Raw genomic sequence first — 16,636 nt, 5'->3', positions numbered from 1 at the left:
TTAAGTTTGATTAATGTTTGAATAATTTCGTGTGCATTGTCATAAATTTGCTCAGCTCCAAAAGAAACTTTACCAATTCCTGCATGTACGATACCAGTTTTATCAACTTTAAAGTCAATTTTACCAGCTTTAACCTCTGCAACAGCTTTTGCAACATCCATAGTTACAGTACCTGTTTTAGGGTTTGGCATTAAACCTCTAGGTCCTAAAATACGACCTAATGGACCTAATTTACCCATAACAGCTGGCATCGTGATGATAACATCAACATCTGTCCAACCATCTTTAATTTTTTGTAAATAATCATCAAGACCTACATAATCAGCTCCAGCAGCTAAAGCTTCTGCTTCTTTATCTGGAGTAACCAATGCTAATACTTTAACGTCTTTACCTGTTCCGTGAGGTAATGTAACTACACCTCTAACCATTTGATTCGCTTTTCTTGGATCTACACCCAAACGAACTGCGATATCAACAGACTCATCAAATTTTGCAGAAGCTATAACTTTAATTAATGCAGCTGCATCTTTTAAAGAGTATAGTTTGTTCTTTTCAATTTTTGAAGCAGCCTCTTTTTGCTTTTTTGTTAATTTTGCCATTTCTTTCTCTTAATTAAAAAGGAGCATCTCCTGATACAGTTATACCCATAGACCTAGCAGTTCCAGCGATCATGCTCATTGCAGCCTCGATTGTAAATGCATTTAAGTCTACCATTTTATCTTCAGCAATTGCTTTGATAACGTCCCAAGTAACACTAGCTACTTTTTTACGATTTGGTTCACCTGATCCAGACTTTAGCTTTGCAGCTTCCAATAATTGGACGGCAGCTGGAGGAGTTTTTACAACAAAATCAAATGATTTGTCTTTATACACAGTAATTTGTACTGGGCATATTTTGCCAGGTTTATCTTGTGTTCTAGCATTAAATTGCTTACAGAACTCCATGATATTAACCCCAGCAGCTCCTAAAGCAGGTCCAACCGGTGGCGACGGATTCGCAGCACCTCCCTTAACTTGTAGTTTAACTACCTTACTAATTTCTTTAGCCATTTTTTAAAAAATTTAACACCTTAATCATTGGAAGCGACTACGGTGGTTATTATAGATGTAACAAAAATTATACTTTTTCAACTTGCATAAAACTCAATTCTAATGGAGTTTTTCTTCCGAAAATCTTAACCATTACTTCAAGTTTACGCTTTTCATCATTGATTTTTTCAACCGTACCGTTAAATCCATTAAAAGGACCATCGATCACTTTTATAGTTTCACCTAAACTGAAAGGAATAGCACGAGTATCTGTATTTACAGCTAACTCATCCACTTTACCTAACATACGATTTACCTCAGAAAGCCTCAAAGGAACAGGTTCTCCACCTTTGATCTCACCTAAAAATCCAATTACACTAGTAATAGACTTAATAATATGAGGTATCTCACCAATTAAATTGGCTTCGATCATAACATATCCAGGGAAATAAACTTTATCCTTAGACATTTTCTTTCCTTCTTTTACAGTAACTACTTTTTCTGTAGGCACTAAAACTTGGGAAACATAATCACCCATACCTAATCTGGCAATTTCAGTTTCAATGTAAGCTTTGACTTTATTTTCTTGTCCGCTTACAGCTCTAACTACATACCATTTTTTCACATTATTATCTGCCATCACAAAAAATTTATCCTTTTAACCAGTTAAAAAATCCAGCCAAAGCTTTTGCAAAAAATTCATCTACTCCCCATGTTGCCAAGGCGAATAAAACTGAAAATACAGCCACAACAATTGTCAATTTTTGCACCTCAGCCCAAGCAGGCCAAGTAACATTTGACTTTAACTCCTCGAAAGCCTCCGCTAAATAATTAGTAACTTTTGTCATTTGATATATTTTATATTGCACGGGCGGAGGGATTCGAACCCCCATCAACGGTTTTGGAGACCGCTATTCTACCCTTGAACTACGCCCGTAATTAAAAGCCAGTGATCTCGTTAAGAAAATCAACTGGCTTTTTATAATTTTTATAGGATTATCCTACGATTTCAGTCACCTGACCTGCTCCTACTGTTCTACCACCTTCACGGATAGCAAAACGTAAACCTACGCTCATAGCGATTGGACTTAACAAAGCAACATTAATTGTCAAGTTGTCTCCTGGCATTACCATCTCTACTCCTTCTGGTAAAGTAATAACTCCTGTTACGTCAGTTGTACGTACATAGAACTGTGGACGGTAGTTATTATGGAATGGAGTATGACGTCCACCTTCTTCTTTTTTCAAGATATAAACCTCAGCTTTGAAAGTAGCGTGTGGTTTTACTGATCCTGGCTTAATGATAACCATCCCTCTTTTGATAGATTCTTTATCAACACCTCTTAACAATAAACCTACGTTATCTCCAGCTTCTCCTCTGTCAAGGATTTTACGGAACATCTCAACTCCTGTAATTGTAGAAGTTAATTTATCAGCTCCCATACCAATGATTTCAACAGCATCTCCTGTATTAGCAATACCAGTTTCGATACGACCTGTAGCAACAGTTCCACGACCAGTAATTGTAAATACATCCTCAACTGGCATCAAGAATGGTTTTGCAGTATCACGAACTGGCTCTTCGATCCAAGAATCAACAGCTGCCATTAATTCAATGATTTTAGGAACCCAAGCAGGATCATTATTCAATCCTCCTAAAGCAGAACCTTGAACAACAGGACCATTATCTCCATCATATTCATAGAAAGATAATAAATCTCTAATTTCCATTTCAACAAGTTCTAATAACTCAGCGTCATCAACCATGTCAACTTTGTTCATGAAAACTACCATTCTAGGAATACCAACCTGGCGACCTAAAAGGATGTGCTCACGAGTTTGTGGCATTGGACCATCTGTAGCAGCAACTACTAAGATAGCTCCGTCCATTTGAGCAGCACCAGTAACCATGTTCTTTACGTAATCCGCGTGACCTGGACAGTCAACGTGAGCGTAGTGACGGTTAGCTGTTTCATACTCTACGTGTGATGTATTAATAGTAATACCTCTTTCTTTCTCCTCTGGAGCGTTATCGATTTGATCAAAAGATTTTGCTTGACAGTAACCTGCATCAGACAATACTTTTGTAATTGCTGCAGTTAATGTAGTTTTTCCGTGATCCACGTGTCCAATTGTACCTATGTTTAAGTGCGGTTTGGAACGATTAAAATTCTCCTTTGCCATTTTACTTAATTTTTAATCTTAGTTATATATTAATTTTCAATTTCCTACTTACTTGAGCCAATGTCGGGAATTGAACCCGAGACCTCTTCCTTACCAAGGAAGCACTCTACCCCTGAGCTACACCGGCAGAGAGTTCTGATTTTAGATTTTTGAATTTAGTTTTCAGATTTTCAAAATCTTAACCTATAATCCAAAATCTTAACTTCTTTTTTTTTGTGGGGAGAGCAGGATTCGAACCTGCGAAGTTCACACAGCAGATTTACAGTCTGCCCTCGTTGGCCGCTTGAGTATCTCCCCTTTTTTATCAACAATTGCATGAACAATTTCAAATCGTATTTGAAATATTTAGAGCCGGCGGAGGGACTCGAACCCACGACCTGCTGATTACAAATCAGCTGCTCTAGCCAACTGAGCTACGCTGGCAATATCAATAAAAAAGCCCGCTATTTCTAACGGACTGCAAATGTAGCTATTTTATCTTTGAATCAAAACATTTTTTTGAAAAAATTTTCAATTATATGTGTGCTCTTATTTTTTCTTTCCTTTTTACCAATACACGTTCTAAAGATTCTGCCGAAAGCTCGATAGCTTCTTCGAATGTCTTACATTGTTTTTTAACCAAAAAATCATCTCCGGGAACATTAATCTTTATCTCTACCGCCTTGTTTTCCTTATCACTCGTTCTTTCGACTTTTAAAAAAATGTCGGCCGAAACAACCCGATCGTAATATTTCTCTAATTTATCCATTCTTTCCTGAATAAAATCTACCAATTTTCGGTCAACAGTAAAGTTAACTGCATGAACATCTACCTTCATAATACAAATTTTAGGGTTAAACATTTCAGAACTATTATTTATTTCTAGGATGCGCATTGGTATACACCTTTTTAAGCTCTGCTAAACTATTATGGGTATAAACTTGCGTAGACGCCAAACTCGAATGTCCTAATAATTCTTTAACTGAATTTAAATCCGCTCCGTTATTTAATAAGTGAGTCGCAAAAGTATGCCTGAGCACATGCGGACTTTTTTTTACCTTTTCAGAGACGTTACTAAAGTAAGAATTTATTAATCGATACACAAAAGATTCACTCAATTTTAACCCTTTTGAAGAAATAAAAAAATAATCTTCATCCACTATCTTTTCAACAGAAGCTCTTTCTTTCAGATATAAATTAAGCTGATCAACAATAATTGGCAATACAGGAATAATGCGCTCCTTATTTCGTTTCCCTAATACCTTAACGACATTTGAAGACAAATCTACATTATACTTCATTAAGTGTATTAACTCTGCCCTACGCATTCCTGTTGTGTAAAATAAATCCACAATTAACTTATTCCTCACTTCTTCAAATCCGGAAGGATTCTCAAACTGATGCATTAAATCTGTCAATTCCTTTTCAGAAAATGGAATTTGCACAATTTTAGGCGTTTTCAATGCCTTATGTTTCAACATAGGACTAACCTCTATTTGTTTTGTTTTTAATAAAAACTTATAAAATGCTTTTAAAGAAGACATTTTTCTATTTACAGAAACATTAGAAATATCTTGGTCAACAAGTGAAACAATCCAACTTCTGATCTGACTATAATTTGCCTCTTCAATATTTTCCTGTTCAAAATTATCCTTATTGAATGTTTCAAAGAAAAAAACATCATTCAAATAAGCATTAATTGTATGTGCTGAATATTTTTTTTCCAGCTGAAGATAGTCACGAAATGCTTCATTATTTGATTTCATAAGAATAAGTAATTTCCATTCTACTTATAGAGAATATTATTTACTTCAAAATTAAGCATAAAAAAACCGTTAGTATCAAATTTTGATAACTAACGGTAATTATTTTTAAGAAGCTAATACTAACTTTCTAAACCATCTCTCATGTTTTGAATGTAAGCTGCTTTTTGAATTTTGATTCTATTTTTAACAGAAGGCTTAATAAAAGCAGTACGTGCTCTTAGTTGACGAACAGTTCCTGTTTTATCAAATTTTCTTTTATAGCGCTTTAATGCTCTATCGATATTTTCTCCGTCTTTAATTGGTATAATTAACATAATATAGACACCCCCTTTCGTTAAGGGTGCAAAAGTATGTATTAATTATTAATAATGAGTTATAAATTATGAATTATTTTTGAGGAAAGAAAAAAGAATATAGAAAAAAGATCTAAGACCCTATTTTACAACTAAACTTTGATTGTAAACTTACTCTTATCACTGCCTGTTTATTTGAAAAAAACTTATTCATTCCATAAACCTATATCATAACCGAGAGTGCGTGAGGGATTGAAACGGAAATCCTTTTTATTTTTTCTTTAAAAATAAAAAGATTGGAGAGAAAAGCCCGACCATAAAAATAAAAGCCACTTAACGTTTGCTAAATGGCTTTTATTTTTATGGTCACGCCCAAATTATTATCTTACTCTTTTAGTAAATTTCTAGAGATAACTAACTTTTGAATTTCGGTAGTTCCTTCGCCTATTGTACACAACTTAGAATCTCTGTAGAATTTCTCTACGGGATAATCTTTTGTGTAGCCGTAACCACCGTGAATTTGCACGGCTTCGTTTGCTACTTTTACACATACTTCTGAAGCATACATTTTTGCCATTGCTCCCATTGTTGTAACAGGTTTATGCTGTTGTTTTAAGAATGCAGCTTTGTGAAGCAATAATTCTGAAGCCTCGATCTCAGTTGCCATATCTGCCAATTTGAACGAAATTCCCTGAAAACTACTAATTGGCTGCCCAAACTGGTGTCTTTCTTTTGAATATTTTAATGCTGCTTCATAAGCTCCTTTTGCAATTCCTAATGATAAAGCGCCAATTGAAATTCGGCCGCCGTCTAATATTTTCATCGCCTGAACAAATCCCTGTCCTACTTCTCCCAATCTGTTTGCATCCGGAACACGGCAATTATCAAAAACTAATTCTGCAGTTTCGCTGGCACGCATTCCTAGTTTATTTTCTTTTTTACCTGAAGTAAATCCTTTCATTCCTTTTTCAAAAACAAAAGCTGTCATTCCTTTAGAATCTCCTTTTTCTCCGGTACGCACAATTACAACTGCAATATCTCCTGAAATAGCATGTGTAATAAAGTTTTTAGCTCCGTTTACAATCCACTCGTCACCATCTTTAACCGCTGTTGTATTCATTCCGCCCGCATCAGAACCTGTATTGTGCTCAGTTAATCCCCAAGCTCCAATATGTTCTGCTGTGGCTAATTTTGGTAACCATTTTTTCTTTTGTTCTTCGTTTCCAAAAGTTAAAATATGATTGGTACATAATGAATTATGAGCCGCCACAGATAAACCAATTGAAGGATCTACTTTTGAAATTTCTTCAACAACGGTAATATATTCATGATACCCCAATCCTGATCCTCCATATTCTTCAGGAACCAAAACTCCCATGAATCCCATTTCGCCTAATTTTTTAAATAAAGGAATTGGAAAAATTTGAGCCTCATCCCATTCCATTATATTAGGTCTGATATTTTTTTCGGCAAAATCTTTTATAGATTGTGCAATCATTGACTGCGTTTCGTTATAATCAAAATTCATTGTTAACTGCTTTTGTTTTAGAACTCCAAATATAAACTAATTATTTTTGCTTTATCAACAGGAAAACCTTTAATTTTTGATAAATCCTCAATATTATCAATATTTCCGTTCATGCTTCTATAAGTTACAATTTGTTTTGCCAATGGATATCTGAAATATGAAAACTGTGCCAACTCTTTTAAAGATGCTTCGTTTATGGCAATTTTTTTAAATGATATAGGAATTACAACTTTAAAATGTGCATTTAATTCATAGATAACTTCAGGTGAAAGTCCCCAAACATCATTCATTTGTTCCATTGATACAAAACATCCCAAAATTTCTTTCTGCTTTAAAATTCTTTGTGATAAAGCTTCTCCTATTCCATAAACTTTGACTAAATCTTCCTGACTTGCCTGATTGATATCTAAAATTACAATTTTTTCCTTTTTGGCAAATTCTTTTTTGACAAACTCCTTTCTATCCGTTTTAAAATTTGATTTATTATTAACCCAATCCGGGAATTTAAAAAGAGGTGAAATTACGTTCAGTAAAGAATCTGAAATTTTTGTTATTTCCTGAAATTCTTTCGCGGAGCTAACATATTTATTTTCTTTTCTAAAAGCCAATAAACGATCTATCTCCTGAATATTCATTCCTAATTTATATCCTTTATAGTCTGTAATAAAATTTGGATTGAAAGCATATACTTTTGGTTTTTCATTTGATTTCGTAAATTTCATAGCATCAATTTCTGATTGCAATGACATCCATTGTTCTTTTTCCGGAAAAGATTTTTCGGGTATAGTAAAATCTGCAAAAAAATAAACTGCTTGTAATATGACTATAATCGTAAAAAGTAAAAAAATTCCTGAACGCTGGTGATTTGTAAATTTCAAATATTTTGTAACTCCCTTAAAATTCATTTCTGTTTAATTTCCGTTTCTAATTGAATGCCGAAATTAAACGAAAAAGATCAATTTATTAAGAATAATACTAAAAATATAAAAAAATATAAAATTACAGATTTCATTAATAAAGCACTATTAAATTAATGAATCTCAGCCGTTGAAGATTGTTTAGCGTACGATTTATCAGAATTTTTAATATTTTGTAACTTAAAAAGAGATAATTGTTTTTATTTTTTACAAAAAACGATACATTTGGAGCTTAATAACAATAAACCAATATAATAGTATGTCAATTTGGAAAAGAAAACCATTAGCACAGCTTTTAGCCGAAGCTGCTGATTCTGAAAAAGGATTAAAAAGAACATTAACCGCCTGGTCATTAATCGCCTTAGGTATTGGCGCCATCATTGGTGCAGGATTATTTGTTAGAACTGCAACCGCTGCTGCCCAAAATGCCGGTCCATCTGTAACTATCGCATTTATAATAGCAGCTATTGGTTGTGCATTAGCCGGATTATGTTATGCAGAACTTTCATCTTCTATTCCAATTTCAGGTAGTGCTTATACTTATACATACGCTACAATGGGTGAATTTTTAGCATGGATTATTGGTTGGGATTTAATACTTGAGTATGCAGTAGGTGCTGCAACAGTAGGAATTGCATGGAGTGAATATCTCAACAATCTTCTGGTCAATGTCCTCCATATGAGTCCCATTCCATTTGAATTTTCTCATTCTCCATTTCAAAAAATAGTTGATCCGGTAACACAACAAGTGACACATGGAATTATAAATCTTCCTGCACTTTTTATTGTTAGTGTTATTAGTTTATTATTGATTAAAGGTATACAAGAATCGGCTTTTGTAAACGGAATCATTGTAATTGTTAAGGTCGCTATTGTTATCTTAATAATTATTATTGGCTGGAATTTTATAAATCCTGCAAACCATTCCCCTTATATTCCACCGGCATCTATTTTTACTGATGAACATGGAGTTGGACATAGTTATGGTGGTATTATGGGAATATTAGGAGCTGCGGGAACTGTTTTCTTTGCTTTTATTGGTTTTGACGCTGTAAGTACAGCTGCTCAGGAAACAAAAAATCCTAAAAAAGCAATGCCAATTGGTATTTTAGGATCATTAGCTGTATGTACACTTTTATACATTCTTTTTGCACACGTATTAACAGGTGTTGCAACTGTTGAAGATTTTAGAACAGGTGGTAAAGAAGCTTCTGTTGCTTTTGCTATCAATAAATATATGATTGGATACGAATGGTTAGGACAATTGGTAACTGTTGCTATTCTTGCAGGTTTTTCTTCTGTAATTTTAGTGATGTTATTAGGACAATCAAGAGTATTTTATGCAATGGGTAAAGATGGTTTATTACCTAAAGCTTTTAGCGATGTTCACCCAAAATACAAAACTCCATATAAAGCAAATCTTGCAATTTTAGTAATTGTTGGCGCATTCGCAGCTTTTATTCCTGGAGATATTGTAGGAGACATGACTAGTATAGGAACTTTGTTTGCCTTTGTACTTGTATGTATTTCTGTTATAATTCTACGAAAAAAAGAACCAAATATGGTTCGCGAATTTAAAACTCCATTCGTTCCATTTGTTCCAATTTTAGGAGTTATTGTATGTTGTGCAATGATGTACGGTTTAGGATGGACAAATTGGTTAAGACTTTTTGTATGGATGGCTATAGGAGTTGTGTTCTACTTTACTTATGGTAAAAAACACAGTAAATTGAACAATCCGGAAAAATAATTTTCGACATAAAATAAAAAAAGGATCATAGAGTAGTAATACTTTATGATCCTTTTTTTATGCTTAAATTAATTTATAAATCAAAAACTGATGTTCTTTTTGCTCGGATTAAATCTTTTAAACGAATCCAAAATGCCAATGTTAGGTATACTCCAAATCCTAAGCCTACAGTAACAAACGAAATGTAAATAAAAAACAATCTTACACTTGTTACACGCATTCCTAATTTATCTGCAAGACGTGATGAAACATGAAATCCATACTTCTCGAAGAAAAACTTAAGTTTTAAGATTGCTGACATATTTTTAAATTTAGATTATTCTTGATTCGCTCAAGATCACAAAAGTACAAAATTAACTCATTAGCATATCTTCTAATTTTCTATTTACTTTTAAGCAACTCCATTCCTAATGCACATTTTAAACAAGATTTATGATTGCAATATTCATTTTTAAGTTCTAGCAATGTTTGTGTATCAAATGCATTTTTAGAAGATATTCCAAAAGATTTAAATTTATCAATAATCGCATTTTTTTCAGGCGTAACTTCATTCATAAAAGCAATTAGATCTTCAGCAATAGATTCTCCCATTATATTTGAGTAGGCAAATTGCATAGGTATTATGGTATTTATGACAATCAAATCTAAAAAAGAATTGGATAAGGACTTCTTTTTTTTCACACTTTCCTTATCAAATAAATAATGATTTTGCCAATATAAGCTAGCGGAAACACTCAATAAATCATAGACTTCTTTAACTGACTTTAGAATAATTATCTTTGAAAATAAGTTTTGATGTTTCTGATATAAATTTGCTAATTGCGAAAGACGAATCGTTGGAAAATTATCCGGTCGATGTTTAAAAAACTGCACTGAATCTACGTGACATTTTTCTAATTGATATTTATTTAAAAGATAGTAATACCTGATTTTCAAGTCTGTAAAATAAACATCTTCTTTTTCATCATCCAATAAACCCGAAGCACCTAAAAGTAATGCCTCAAGATTTTCAATTTTAAAACTTTCTTTCCGAATTACTGAAAACGGGATCGATTTTGCAATTTGAAAGAAGGCATTATTATTAGTATTTAAACCGAAATTCTTAGCTAATAATAAAAACAAAACCGCTTCCCAATCTTGATTTGTTTCCTCTAACAGATCATAAATAAATTTTGATTTACGCTCTAAGCGATCAAAAAACAATCTTTCCTGCCAGTTTTTAAATATAAAACTATCAATTTCACTAATGCTTTTCTCACAAAATATCCAAGATTTAGGGGTGATTAAAGCATTATAATTTGATAGAATTTCTGAAGAAACATAATCTGCAAGAACTAATACTGGAATTTCTACATTATTTTTACCAAATATTTCTGTGTCATGTTCCCATACTACATGCAAAATCACATTATCGTAAGCAATATCATTTTCATGACCGTGAACATACCAGTCAGAAGATTTTAAATGAATTTCAACATTTCCAGCCCATTTTTGATCTTCTATTATAATTTGAGCATTAAAAAAGTCCGGACCTGCGAGTTCAGGATAATCTCCGGTTTTAATAATAGTGATCTGTTGGTTTTGACTTGTCTTTAAATTCAAATAATCAAACTTCTTGAATCTCCAGAGATAATGAAGAAAATCTTCTTTCATTTTTTAGGCTTTTACTATGATTTATAAAAACCTAAATTTAATTAAAAAATAATACTAATCTTACAAATAATGATTTTATCTCAACATATATAATTTCGCACACGCTCTTGCATCAGATAATGCTTCGTGATGTGTTAATTGAATCTTCATTTCACGACAGCAATCACTTAATTTAGTAGGCTTTAAACCTTTTGCCTTATATATTTTAACGGTACATTCCCAACGAGAAGCGATGTTCAAATCTTCATATCTCAACCCGAAAAGTTCCATGGATTTGCTTAAAACATTGCGATCAAAACTTTCGTTATGAGCAACCACAACTCTATTTTTTAATCTTTTTTCGATTTCAGGATAAACTTGTAAAAAGGATTTTGAATTTATCGTATCCTTAGGATATATTCCGTGAACACGAATTGTAAATGGATTATATTCATTTTTAGGCGGCTTAATTAAAGTCACAAACTCATCTACAATTATTCCGTTTTCGACAGTAACAATTCCAACAGAGCACGGATGATAACTTGTTGCGGTTTCAAAATCTATTGCAGTAAAATTCATTTTAAATATATTAAGCTACAAAAAATCCATAAATCCGGTTGTTAAACTAGATTTACGGATTTATATAGTTATTAAGATTGTCTTATTTTATTGATCCAATAATATCATATTTTGTAATGATATGGTGTTTCCCATTTCCAAGATCTACTAAAACAGCATCATTTTCTTTGGTAAATAATTTTGATACTTCTTCAATTGTGGTTCCTTTTTTTACAATCGGGAAAGGTTTCCCCATCACTTCCTTAATTGGTTTTTCGGCTACATTTTTATCTGCAACATAACTTCTAAACAAATCTGTTTCGTCTACAGAACCAACAAATCCATTAATATCTACAACCGGAATTTGTGATATTTTATATTTACGCATACGTTCAATTGCATGCGAAACTAATTCTTCGGTACGAACAACGATCAATTCCTTATCAATATGATCTTTGATAACATCTTCGGCTTTTGTTATATTTTCTTCAAGGAAACCACGCTCACGCATCCAGTCATCATTGAACATTTTACCAACATAACGACTTCCAGAATCGTGAAAAAGCACCACAACAACATCTTCGGGTTTAAAATGTTCCTTAAGTTGCAACAATCCTTTTATACAAGCTCCTGCGGAGTTTCCAACAAAAATAGCTTCTTCAAGAGCAATTTTTCTGGTATAAACTGCTGCATCTTTATCAGTTACTTTTGTAAATCCGTCAATTAAAGAAAAGTCAACATTTTTAGGTAAAATATCTTCTCCAATTCCTTCTGTAATATAAGAATAGATTTCATTTTCATCAAAAATACCAGTTTCATGATATTTTTTAAAAACTGAACCATAAGTATCAATTCCCCAGATTTTAATATTTGGATTTTGCTCTTTTAAATATTTTCCAACTCCCGAAATAGTTCCTCCAGTTCCTACTCCAACTACAAAATGAGTAATTTTCCCATCAGTTTGTTTCCAAATTTCCGGTCCTGTCTGTTCATAATGTGCTAATGAATTAGACATATTATCGTACTGATTTACATACCATGAGTTTGGAGTTTCCTCAGCCAAACGCTTTGAAACCGAGTAATAAGAACGTGGATCTGTTGGTTCAACATCAGTAGGACAAACTACAACTTTTGCTCCGACTGCACGTAAAATATCCATTTTTTCTTTAGACTGTTTGTCTGATATTACACAAATCAGTTTGTAACCTTTAATGATTGCAACAAGTGCTAATCCCATTCCGGTATTTCCAGAAGTACCTTCAATAATAGTTCCTCCGGGTTGTAATCTGCCATCTGCCTCCGCATCTTCAACCATTTTCACCGCCATTCTGTCTTTTACAGAATTTCCCGGATTAAAAGTTTCGACTTTTGCTAATACCAACGCATCAATTTCAGCAACAATTTTGTTGAGTTTTACTAATGGTGTATTACCAATTGTTTCTAAAATGTTATTTGAAAAGTCCATTTTTATTTAATTTTAATATTTGGTGTTTAAGTAATAAAGTTCTTTTTTTTATTGGAAGAAATTCCAAACTAAACCAAATCGGATAACGAAGTCGCGATAAGGATTGTTAGGTGCCGAATAATAATCGCTTTTAGAAAAAAGAGCATTTATATGTTCTGCTTTGAAATAAAATCTGGTCTGACGAATTCTGGCGTTTACAAAAAGATCAAATAATGGATATCCTCCAATTTCTTTATTTTTCTGAACAAAAAATTCTCCAATAACCGGATTATAATCATTGCCGTAATATTTTGTAAAATAATTAAAAACAATTCCGGTTTGCATATATAATGCTTTGTTAAAAAAGTGACCTGAGTAATAAAATGTATTTCTTGTCACAAAATCAGGTACATTTAAAATTAAATCCGACTGATCTACTTTTTGATACAATAAGGTGTTGTCTAAAGCAAAACGACCAAATTTAAATTCACGGCTTGCTTTTATTTCTAAATAATTAATTGCATTTCCGTACTGTGCCGGATTTATAATTTGTGTATTCGCGGCAATTTGCACCGGTGAAGAAACATCTGCAAAATACAAATGATCTTGTAAAACCGTATATTGAACTTCGGCATTTAGCCAAGGTGTAAGAACACTGGCGCTTAATGAATTAATTTTTTCGTTTTTGAAACTATTTGACCAATTATATTGTACGTAACTACTTTGATATAAGTTGTAATTATTATTTGGCAATTTATTAATGTTGCGGTATCTAAAATCAAATTGAACTTTTTCATTCCAATCATATCTCAATTTAGCATCTAAATTCGACAATGACTGGCTTGTGATAGATCTTGAATATAAAAAACGTCCGTTCCATTTGTTTTTTTGATATTCATATTGTCCACCTACATTATTAATTTGAAGAAATAAATTATCAGGTATTACAGTCTTCCCACTGTCTTTTACAATAATTCTTCCGTATTCATAATTTGACCTGTAATCATCTACAAAAAAATTAAATTTTCCCAGAAGAGAATTTTCGTAAGTAACTCCTACCTTATTATATAATCTTTCATAATGTGTCTGATCATTTATTCCCTGAGTAACATATGACTCACCAAATCGTTGTACAGGTGTAGAAGTCCCTACAGTTGACAAAACTGTTGCCTGATTGTATTCGAAAAATTTGTTTTCGTAATTAAACTGATGTGTTATGTACAAATTATTACTTCCATCCGTAGGATTTATTCTAAAAGCATGATCAAAAAATAAACGTTTACCTTTTAAAAATGACTTTGCATCGGTCAGATAAACTTGTAACCGTTGACGATTTTTATAATCTTTATTATCACTTTCAAAATCCGCAGGCGTTGTTATTCCCCCGTTTTCTTCATTTGAAATATCCTGATAAGTATAATGTGCATTTATAGCATATCTTCTGTTTGTTGTAGCATAACTTGTTGTAAACCTAAAATTTCCTGCACTAACCAATTGATTTATATAATCTCCTTCTGAACGTAATCCTTTATAAGCAATAGAAAAATTAAGATTTTTAGAAGTATTTAATGTAATAAATGAATCTACGTTTTGCCCCTTATTAATTGTTGTATTAAAAAACAATTCTGTTAATGGAGTCGCTACCGAATAATAATTTATTTGATCAGCCTCCATATAATTAAAATGTTTACCATTAAAACCAATTTCAGGATAAGGAGAAAAATTAGTCAGGCTGTATTGCAAAATATTAAAGGTTTGCCCGATATTCGAAAATGGCAAAAGTCCAAAATCATCCTTACGAAGGTGGTTTTGTTTATAAGCACTTTTTAGAGTTAGCGAAGTATCGACATAAGTTGTATCATGTTCCAGCGTAATAATCTGGTATTGATCTATTGTTGCAATTTTAGCTTTTTTCTTTTTTATAGTATCTGTTATACTTGAATATTTTGTATTCATATCCAAATTATTTTTAGGAGTAGTTTTTTCCTGAGAAAACAATAAAGTTGGTACAACTAATAGATATAGAAAAAAGAATATTCTCATTTGATGGCTTTATATGTAATTATATGGGTAAAATTTGTCAAGCAAAGGTAAAAGATAAAAACGTATAAAAAAACAAATCATTGTTATTGAGAGTTTTTTTCAAATCATCATAAATAAGTAAAAACCCCCAATCAGAAAAGTGATTGAGGGTTTTTAAAAAAATAAAAATATTTATTTTATACTACCAGTCTGGATTTTGTCCTAAACCTGGATTAGTATTCAATTCAATTTGTGGTATTGGCCATAAGAACTTAAAGCTAGTATAAGGTATAGCAGCAATAGGAGTAGTAACAACGAAACTATTTGTTAATACATATGCAGCAGCAGCAGGTGCACCATTAGCATATTTTGCAGGAATTCCATTAGTAGCAACAGCTGCTATTGGATCTTGCTGTAATCTGTGAATATCAGTCCATCTGCGTCCTTCTTGTAAAAACTCAATTCTTCTTTCTTTAAGAATAGCAGCAACCAAAGCAGCATCTGTAGTAAAAGAAGCAGCAGTGTAAGCCTGCCCAATTGGATTAGTTGGAGTTGCTATTGGATTAGCCAAAGATCTGTTTCTTACAGAGTTTAGCAAAGGTAAAGCAGCTGTTGAATTTCCCAAACGTGCCTGAGCCTCAGCCATGTTCAATACTACTTCAGCATATCTGATAATTGGAGCAGCATCTGTTTTATTCGTAACATCTGTATACTTATTAGTATATTTAATACCCGACTTAGGAGTGTAAATAAACTTTCCATCTTCTCTTCGTTTATCATCAGCTAACCATTCCTTATCTCTCCAAAGAATTGGACTAATACAAACTAAAGCTCTATCCTTTAATACGTTAGCCAATGCAGCATTTACACCAGGATTAGATATCGCAGAATGTTGAATAGAAAAAATAGATTCTGAGTTACTAGTTGCAACAGCACTAGTATTTTGAAATGGAGCATAAGGATCAGCAGTAAGTGCAAAAGCTCCATTTAATTTGTTTCCTTCAACAATTACATTTGCCCAATCTCTCTTTTGAAGATAAAGTCTGGTTTTAAAAGCAATTGCAGCCCACTTAGAAGCTCTTCCAACAACTCTTGAAGCAAATGCAGTAGAGCTACCAGTAGTAATTAAAGTTTCTGCAGAGTTTAAATCCGCCAAAACTTTTTCATAAACTTCTCCAACAGTATTTCTTGGTTTTGCTGATTCTGTAGCAATTTCTTCACTTGTATTTACCCCAACTTCTCTGTAAGGAATACCTGGATGAGTAGCACCAGGAGTAAAGAAATATGGTTTAGCAAAATAAGTAAGTAATTCTAAATGCGTAATCGCTCTTAAAAATTTAGCCTGCCCAATGTAATCATTTCCTAGAGCCTGAGAAATTACACCTTTAGCAACAGCCTCAGTTGTTCCTTCGATCATAATATTACATCTGTTGATCAATCTGTAACCGTCAACCCAGTAGTAAACATTATTTGCAGTTGTTGGATCATAAGTTGCCTTGTATGTTAACTCGTAAAAAGTCGCCATATTTACAAC

17 protein-coding genes and 4 tRNA genes are annotated in these 16,636 nt (G+C 32.7%); 1 reads left to right on the top strand and 20 read right to left on the bottom strand.

The genetic code is table 11. From position 1 onward, the window contains the following. The 14 genes from rplA to ACHZDT_RS09820 all read right to left on the bottom strand — a co-directional run. Positions 1-599, bottom strand: a 599-nt coding sequence (gene rplA, locus ACHZDT_RS09885; protein ID WP_394774458.1) for a 50S ribosomal protein L1, incomplete at its 3' end; no start/stop codon positions are given. Positions 600-612: 13 nt separating this feature from the next. Next, positions 613-1,050, bottom strand: a complete 438-nt coding sequence (gene rplK / locus ACHZDT_RS09880) for a 50S ribosomal protein L11 (protein WP_166919979.1) — start codon at positions 1,048-1,050, stop codon at positions 613-615. A 67-nt stretch (positions 1,051-1,117) separates the two neighbouring features. Next, a complete protein-coding gene (gene nusG / locus ACHZDT_RS09875) occupies positions 1,118-1,669 on the bottom strand; it encodes a transcription termination/antitermination protein NusG (protein WP_394774457.1) in 552 nt (183 codons plus the stop codon). A 10-nt stretch (positions 1,670-1,679) separates the two neighbouring features. After that, complete coding sequence (secE, locus tag ACHZDT_RS09870) at positions 1,680-1,877, bottom strand: preprotein translocase subunit SecE (RefSeq protein WP_394774456.1); 198 nt, start codon at positions 1,875-1,877, stop codon at positions 1,680-1,682. Between the two features lie 18 nt (positions 1,878-1,895). Beyond that, positions 1,896-1,966, bottom strand: a tRNA-Trp gene (locus tag ACHZDT_RS09865). 59 nt (positions 1,967-2,025) lie between these two features. Continuing rightward, on the bottom strand, positions 2,026-3,213 hold the full coding sequence (gene tuf, locus ACHZDT_RS09860) for an elongation factor Tu (RefSeq protein WP_394774455.1): 1,188 nt from the start codon (positions 3,211-3,213) through the stop codon (positions 2,026-2,028). A gap of 55 nt (positions 3,214-3,268) precedes the next feature. Continuing rightward, positions 3,269-3,340 (bottom strand) — tRNA-Thr (locus tag ACHZDT_RS09855). Positions 3,341-3,429: 89 nt separating this feature from the next. After that, positions 3,430-3,510: transfer RNA gene (locus ACHZDT_RS09850), tRNA-Tyr, on the bottom strand. Between the two features lie 52 nt (positions 3,511-3,562). Beyond that, positions 3,563-3,636, bottom strand: a tRNA-Thr gene (locus ACHZDT_RS09845). A 91-nt stretch (positions 3,637-3,727) separates the two neighbouring features. Further along, a complete protein-coding gene (gene hpf / locus ACHZDT_RS09840; protein ID WP_213302146.1) occupies positions 3,728-4,030 on the bottom strand; it encodes a ribosome hibernation-promoting factor, HPF/YfiA family in 303 nt (100 codons plus the stop codon). Between the two features lie 34 nt (positions 4,031-4,064). Beyond that, positions 4,065-4,958, bottom strand: coding sequence for a tyrosine-type recombinase/integrase (locus ACHZDT_RS09835; RefSeq protein ID WP_394774454.1), 894 nt, complete (start codon positions 4,956-4,958; stop codon positions 4,065-4,067). A 119-nt stretch (positions 4,959-5,077) separates the two neighbouring features. Further along, positions 5,078-5,272 (bottom strand): 30S ribosomal protein S21, encoded by a 195-nt coding sequence (gene rpsU, locus ACHZDT_RS09830; protein WP_140509154.1) that lies wholly within the window; start codon positions 5,270-5,272, stop codon positions 5,078-5,080. 364 nt (positions 5,273-5,636) lie between these two features. Next, positions 5,637-6,779, bottom strand: a complete 1,143-nt coding sequence (locus tag ACHZDT_RS09825) for an acyl-CoA dehydrogenase family protein (RefSeq protein WP_394774453.1) — start codon at positions 6,777-6,779, stop codon at positions 5,637-5,639. Between the two features lie 17 nt (positions 6,780-6,796). Beyond that, on the bottom strand, positions 6,797-7,684 hold the full coding sequence (locus ACHZDT_RS09820) for a helix-hairpin-helix domain-containing protein (RefSeq protein ID WP_394774452.1): 888 nt from the start codon (positions 7,682-7,684) through the stop codon (positions 6,797-6,799). 271 nt (positions 7,685-7,955) lie between these two features. On the opposite strand from ACHZDT_RS09820, the gene ACHZDT_RS09815 reads away from it, so the two are divergent. Then, positions 7,956-9,446, top strand: a complete 1,491-nt coding sequence (locus ACHZDT_RS09815; protein ID WP_394774451.1) for an amino acid permease — start codon at positions 7,956-7,958, stop codon at positions 9,444-9,446. Between the two features lie 73 nt (positions 9,447-9,519). On the opposite strand, the gene ACHZDT_RS09810 is transcribed toward ACHZDT_RS09815, so the two are convergent. From ACHZDT_RS09810 to ACHZDT_RS09785, 6 genes are all read right to left on the bottom strand, one after another. Then, entirely contained in the window at positions 9,520-9,747 is a 228-nt protein-coding gene (locus tag ACHZDT_RS09810) for a PspC family transcriptional regulator (RefSeq protein ID WP_066310221.1), read from the bottom strand. 80 nt (positions 9,748-9,827) lie between these two features. Further along, positions 9,828-11,099: a DUF2851 family protein gene (locus ACHZDT_RS09805; RefSeq protein WP_394774450.1), complete on the bottom strand. Its 1,272-nt coding sequence runs from the start codon at positions 11,097-11,099 to the stop codon at positions 9,828-9,830. A 75-nt stretch (positions 11,100-11,174) separates the two neighbouring features. Next, positions 11,175-11,657 carry a 3'-5' exonuclease gene (locus ACHZDT_RS09800; protein ID WP_394774449.1) on the bottom strand — a complete coding sequence of 161 codons (483 nt, stop codon included), beginning with the start codon at positions 11,655-11,657 and terminating at the stop codon, positions 11,175-11,177. Between the two features lie 82 nt (positions 11,658-11,739). After that, positions 11,740-13,101, bottom strand: a complete 1,362-nt coding sequence (locus tag ACHZDT_RS09795) for a pyridoxal-phosphate dependent enzyme (RefSeq protein WP_394774448.1) — start codon at positions 13,099-13,101, stop codon at positions 11,740-11,742. A 48-nt stretch (positions 13,102-13,149) separates the two neighbouring features. Further along, positions 13,150-15,123, bottom strand: coding sequence for a putative porin (locus tag ACHZDT_RS09790; RefSeq protein WP_394774447.1), 1,974 nt, complete (start codon positions 15,121-15,123; stop codon positions 13,150-13,152). Between the two features lie 181 nt (positions 15,124-15,304). Beyond that, the coding region (locus ACHZDT_RS09785; protein WP_394774446.1) for a RagB/SusD family nutrient uptake outer membrane protein at positions 15,305-16,636 on the bottom strand (1,332 nt) is incomplete at its 5' end.

This window comes from Flavobacterium sp., assembly GCF_043722275.1.
Classification (GTDB): Bacteria; Bacteroidota; Bacteroidia; order Flavobacteriales; family Flavobacteriaceae; genus Flavobacterium.
This window is presented reverse-complemented; position numbering and strand designations above follow the sequence as displayed.

Coding starts and splice junctions, on each gene's coding strand:
- rplK (WP_166919979.1), bottom strand. CDS start 1,050: ATGGCTAAAGAAATTAGTAAGGTAGTTAAACTACAAGTTAAGGGAGGT.
- nusG (WP_394774457.1), bottom strand. CDS start 1,669: ATGGCAGATAATAATGTGAAAAAATGGTATGTAGTTAGAGCTGTAAGC.
- secE (WP_394774456.1), bottom strand. CDS start 1,877: ATGACAAAAGTTACTAATTATTTAGCGGAGGCTTTCGAGGAGTTAAAG.
- tuf (WP_394774455.1), bottom strand. CDS start 3,213: ATGGCAAAGGAGAATTTTAATCGTTCCAAACCGCACTTAAACATAGGT.
- hpf (WP_213302146.1), bottom strand. CDS start 4,030: ATGAAGGTAGATGTTCATGCAGTTAACTTTACTGTTGACCGAAAATTG.
- ACHZDT_RS09835 (WP_394774454.1), bottom strand. CDS start 4,958: ATGAAATCAAATAATGAAGCATTTCGTGACTATCTTCAGCTGGAAAAA.
- rpsU (WP_140509154.1), bottom strand. CDS start 5,272: ATGTTAATTATACCAATTAAAGACGGAGAAAATATCGATAGAGCATTA.
- ACHZDT_RS09825 (WP_394774453.1), bottom strand. CDS start 6,779: ATGAATTTTGATTATAACGAAACGCAGTCAATGATTGCACAATCTATA.
- ACHZDT_RS09820 (WP_394774452.1), bottom strand. CDS start 7,684: ATGAATTTTAAGGGAGTTACAAAATATTTGAAATTTACAAATCACCAG.
- ACHZDT_RS09815 (WP_394774451.1), top strand. CDS start 7,956: ATGTCAATTTGGAAAAGAAAACCATTAGCACAGCTTTTAGCCGAAGCT.
- ACHZDT_RS09810 (WP_066310221.1), bottom strand. CDS start 9,747: ATGTCAGCAATCTTAAAACTTAAGTTTTTCTTCGAGAAGTATGGATTT.
- ACHZDT_RS09805 (WP_394774450.1), bottom strand. CDS start 11,099: ATGAAAGAAGATTTTCTTCATTATCTCTGGAGATTCAAGAAGTTTGAT.
- ACHZDT_RS09800 (WP_394774449.1), bottom strand. CDS start 11,657: ATGAATTTTACTGCAATAGATTTTGAAACCGCAACAAGTTATCATCCG.
- ACHZDT_RS09795 (WP_394774448.1), bottom strand. CDS start 13,101: ATGGACTTTTCAAATAACATTTTAGAAACAATTGGTAATACACCATTA.
- ACHZDT_RS09790 (WP_394774447.1), bottom strand. CDS start 15,123: ATGAGAATATTCTTTTTTCTATATCTATTAGTTGTACCAACTTTATTG.